This is a genomic window from Streptomyces sp. NPDC056160, from assembly GCF_042268205.1.
Lineage (GTDB): Bacteria > Actinomycetota > Actinomycetes > Streptomycetales > Streptomycetaceae > Streptomyces.
The window spans coordinates 1-4,516 of record NZ_JBHJUW010000276.1 but is presented as its reverse complement, the minus strand read 5'-3'; the positions used below and the strand labels follow the sequence as shown (position 1 = coordinate 4,516).

Below are 4,516 nucleotides of genomic sequence, written 5' to 3'. Positions count from 1 at the left end.
GACGACCGCCGCCTCCACGGCCTCGTACTCGGTGATGGTCTCGCTCATCAGGCGTCTCCTTGATCATCGGATCCGCCGTCTATTGGACACTCCCCGGCGCCTGACCGCCGTCGACGCGGGCGACGCCGCGGCCCCCGCCCTCGCCCGGGTCCGGGGCCGGATCGCCGTCCTCACCAACACCACGTTCGCGAGTGAACCCGCCGATCGCGCAGGCCGCGGCGGCGGGCGCCAAGGCAGTGCTCCTGGTCGACTCCTCGGACATCGCCTGGACCCGCTGGCGGCCGGACGGCGACCGCTGGGCCGCGCCCACCATCCGTATCGACGCCTCCGCCGGAGCCCGGCTGCTGGGGCTCATCCACCGGCACACCGAACGCATGACCTTCCACGGCACCGCCCGCAGCCCCTACCTCTACGACGTGATGCAGGTCAGCAAGCAGAGCATCCCGCGCCACACCGTCTCCGACCGCACCAGCGCCGCCGTGCGCACGACGTACGCGGACACCGGCGGCCCCGGCTGGATCTCCGAACAGCGCTTCGCCCGGCGCCCGTAACAGCGGACGTCCTGGAACCAGTACAACCGCTACGTGCCCACCGGTTTCACCCGCACCGAGTACGTCAGCGCCGATGACACCGTCTGGCAGCACCTGGTGCACCACACCACGGCCTTCGACCCGGACCAGGCGCTGGCCGTGGGCCTGCGGGACGATCCGCGCACCTACCGGGCGGGTACCCGCAGCACGGCGACCTGGCACGGTGCCGTGGTCCGCCCGTCGATCCCCGCCGGCACCACGACGCCGACGGTACGGTCGGGCGACGTACTGCACCTGTGGATACCGGAGTTCACGGACTCCCAGCCCGGTCACTGGTCGCGCCTGGTGGAGGGCGGCGGAGACATTGGCCTCTCCGGCACCTCCGCGACCACGGGGACCCACCGCACCCCTGGCACCAGCATGGCATCAGCGGGTGACACGAGCACGGCGGTGCTGTACCGCAACGGGAAGAAGTACGCGGACCTGGGCGCCTGGGTCGACGCCGAAGTCCCCGCGGACAAGGCCGACTACCGCCTGGACATGACCACCTCCCGCACCTCCTCCACCTGGCGCTACGCCACCGCCACCAGCACCTCCTGGTCGTTCCGCTCGCAGCACACCGAGCAGACCGCGGCGCTGCCCCTGCTGCAACTCGACTACGACATACCGGTCGACGCGCGGAACACGGTCAGGACCGCGGGGCCGTACGACGTCGGCGTCACCGTCCGCGCCCAGGACGGCGCACCCGTCCCGCGCGGCGTCATCGTCCGGGTCGAGACCTCCGACGACGACGGACACACCTGGCGCACGGCCCGCCCGGGCCACCGCACCGGCAACACCTTCCGGGCACACCGTCGCCCGCGCCGGCGGCCACGGCACCGCCTACGTGACCCTCCGCGTCACGGCCGAGGACGCCGCGGGCAACCGCGTCCAGCAGACCGTCCAACGCGCCTCGGCCCAGCGCCGGTAGGGCATTCAGGCACTGTCACAGGAACGGAAGGGCGAGCGGTCAGCCGACCACTCGCCCTTCCGTCACCCTTCACACCTCTTTGTGACGATCATCCCCATCCCCCTTGCCATACAGTCTTCAACCAGCACCGACGGCAAGTGGGGAGGACGTGCGGGATGCTGGAAGCCGCTGGAGTCTCACAAGTGCAGGAATCCGTCTACCGCGTGCTCGTGATGTCCGACCGGGCCACGGTCGACGACATCGCCCGGCGCACCGCACTGACCCACGCCGACACCGCACGGGTCCTCGACGCCCTGGTCGCGCTGGGCCTGGCCACCCCCACCGACGGCTCCCTACGGCTATACCGCGCCGTACCCCCGGACGTGGCCCTGCTCCCCCGCATCAAGAAGAACGCGGAGGCCCTCGACCTCGCCCGGACGGAAGCCGCCCGCCTGATCGAGACGCACCGCGAGACGGTACGCCGCCACGACGCGGGGCAACTGCTCGAAGTCATCACCGGGGCCGAGGCACTGCGCCAGCACCCGAAGCAGATCCAGACCAGCACGCGCGAGGAGATGCTTTGGTTCTGCAAGGCCCAGTACGTGGCCATGCCGTCCGGCACCAACGTGGAGGAGTACGAGGCCCTCGCCCGGGGCGTGCGCTACCGCGTCCTGTACGAGCAGGCGTTCTTCGACGACGACGGCGCCGTGGACAACGTTGCCACAGGCATGCGGGCAGGCGAGGTCGCACGTTCCGTCCCCAGCCTCCCGCTGCGCCTCGCCGTCGCCGACCGCTCGGTCGCCCTCTTCCCGCTGGTCCCCGGCTGCCCCCACGGCAGCCCCGACGAGCCGACCACCGCGCTGGTGCGTGACAGCAACCTGCTGAGCGCCCTGGTGGCGCTGTTCGAGAGCTACTGGGAGAACGCCGTCCCCCTGCACCTCACGGACACCGGGGGCCTCTCCCCCGTTCTGGACGCGGAGGACACGGATCCGCGCGCCCACCTGTCACCGACCGACAGCAAGCTCCTGTTCCCTGCTCGTCGCCGGAGTGGCCGACAAGGCGATCGCCTCCCACCTGGGCCTGAGCCGGAGAACCGTCCAGCGCCGCATCCAGGGCCTGATGGAACGCGCCGGGGCCGGGACGCGGATGCAGCTCGACTGGCAGGCCTCCCGGCGCGACTGGCTGTGAGACACATAGCTTGATCAGGTGTCTCACAGCCACGGCATCGCTCACCAGTGGAAAGGTACCTACCGAAGGAACACCGACAGGACTGACTTGACATCCATGTGCTGAAACGTGTGTTGTGGCCACGATCGCGCCGTCCCCACATGACTCCCACATGACCGTCCACCAAAGCTCATACCTGGGCCAACGCGTTCGCCGATCCAGGTGCGTGAGTGTGCGACCAGAAAGGGAAACCTCCCATGTCCAGAGCCCGCCATTCGGCGCTGGGGTCAGTGCTGAGCACGACCGCGGCCGTACTCATCGTGACCGCCGGCTGCACCGTCAGCGCGTACGCAGCGAGCCCGCAGGCCTCCGGTACCCAGCAGGGCGCCTTCCACCCCAATCCGAACGCGGCCGGCAGCAGGGTCGACTCCCCCTGCCGGTTCTCCGTGAACGGCCACGACTGGCTGCCGAGCAGCGAGGCGCGGAAGCTCAGCCTGCCCCCTGCCTCCGACGGCAAGCTGCACATCGGGGTTCGCGCGGGCAAGTGGGACGACTGCACGGTGTCCCTGGCCGCGTACTTGACCCATGGCCCGACCTGGCAGACTTCCGGCAAGCAGGAGTTCCTCGACTTCGACACCATCAAGGTCTCCCACGGCACCACCGGGCATCTGACCATCACGGCCCCCGGCAAGGACTGCTTCACCCAGATCGACCTCTATCGGGGCGACGTCAAGCACGACGGAAAGACCGCCGATCTGCCGGAGGGCCCCAACCACCCTGTGTTCACGGGCAACCTCATCGCGGCTTGGCAGGGCGGAACCACGGTGTGCCACGTCCCGCAGACACCCTCCACTCCCCCGCCCGTTCCTTCGAAGCCCACCCCGCCCACCGAGTCGACGACGCCACCCGCCGAGGCGACCCCGCCCGCGACTCCGACCCCCACCGCATCCCGGCCCTCGACCCCGGGCGCCCCCAAACCGTCGGCCTCGGCACCGTCCACCCCGCCCGCCTCCACCTCCACTTCCCCGGCAGGGGCCGTACCGGTCACCGCCACCGTCCGGCCGAACCAGTCGAGTGGTTCGTCCACGCCCCTCGCCGAGACGGGCAGCGGGAACGCCGTGCCGCTCGCGGTGGGCGCGGCGGCTCTGGTGGCGGTGGGCGCCGGGGCGTTCGTGGTCGCTCGGCGGCGACGGTCAGCACAGAAGGGCTGACGACACACACGTTTCCGCGGCCAGGTGAAGTCTCGTGTGAATCCGGGTTCCGACTTACCATGGATAGCGGCAAAGGCGGAACCGGGCTGCGGCCGAAACGTTCCCGCCCGAGCGGGCCCGCCACGATCAAGGTTGGCTGGGTCTCGGCTTAGACGAAGGAAAGTACATGGCAAGCGGCACCGTGAAGTGGTTCAACTCCGAAAAGGGCTTCGGTTTCATCGCCCAGGACGGCGGACCTGACGTCTTCGCGCACTACTCCAACATCGCGGGCAACGGCTACCGCGAGCTGGTCGAGGGCGAGCACGTCACTTTTGACGTCACCCAGGGCCAGAAGGGCCCGCAGGCAGAGAACATCGTCCGCGGCTGACCGTTCGCGCGCACAGGGCTCTGTCCCGGAGAATCGTTCTGAGCGAAGAATCGAACAGATCGAACAAGCTCCGGGACATTGACCAGACAGCAGGAAAGACGTCCTGCGGGATCGCACCTCATGTACGTCACGTCAATGAGGGACGATCTGCAGGACGTCTTCTGTTTCCCAGGGGGAACCGCCTTCGGGGCTGATCCCCCTCTCTGACAGCCTTGGCTGAGACGCCCGCTTTGCCGGGTTAGGCTGGAAGGGCGAGACAGGAGTACACCCCGGCATGGCCAGCACCACACCC

Annotated in this window: 3 protein-coding genes and 1 pseudogene; all 4 read left to right on the top strand. The window is 69.4% G+C overall.

The window, feature by feature from the left end; translation table 11 throughout:
* Positions 1 to 191 precede the first annotated feature (191 nt).
* The 4 genes and pseudogenes from ACFC02_RS41750 (at position 192) to ACFC02_RS41735 (ending at position 4,224) form a co-directional block, all read left to right on the top strand.
* Positions 192 to 551, top strand: a complete 360-nt coding sequence (locus ACFC02_RS41750) for a hypothetical protein (protein WP_376368120.1) — start codon at positions 192 to 194, stop codon at positions 549 to 551.
* Positions 552 to 1,655: 1,104 nt separating this feature from the next.
* Positions 1,656 to 2,667: pseudogene (locus tag ACFC02_RS41745) on the top strand (helix-turn-helix domain-containing protein).
* 236 nt (positions 2,668 to 2,903) lie between these two features.
* Positions 2,904 to 3,857: an LPXTG cell wall anchor domain-containing protein gene (locus ACFC02_RS41740; RefSeq protein WP_376368118.1), complete on the top strand. Its 954-nt coding sequence runs from the start codon at positions 2,904 to 2,906 to the stop codon at positions 3,855 to 3,857.
* Between the two features lie 166 nt (positions 3,858 to 4,023).
* Positions 4,024 to 4,224: a cold-shock protein gene (locus ACFC02_RS41735; protein WP_037863297.1), complete on the top strand. Its 201-nt coding sequence runs from the start codon at positions 4,024 to 4,026 to the stop codon at positions 4,222 to 4,224.
* Positions 4,225 to 4,516 lie beyond the last annotated feature (292 nt).

Excerpts from the sequence above, each read along its gene's own strand:
- ACFC02_RS41740 (WP_376368118.1), top strand. The coding sequence starts at position 2,904 with ATGTCCAGAGCCCGCCATTCGGCGCTGGGGTCAGTGCTGAGCACGACC.
- ACFC02_RS41735 (WP_037863297.1), top strand. The coding sequence starts at position 4,024 with ATGGCAAGCGGCACCGTGAAGTGGTTCAACTCCGAAAAGGGCTTCGGT.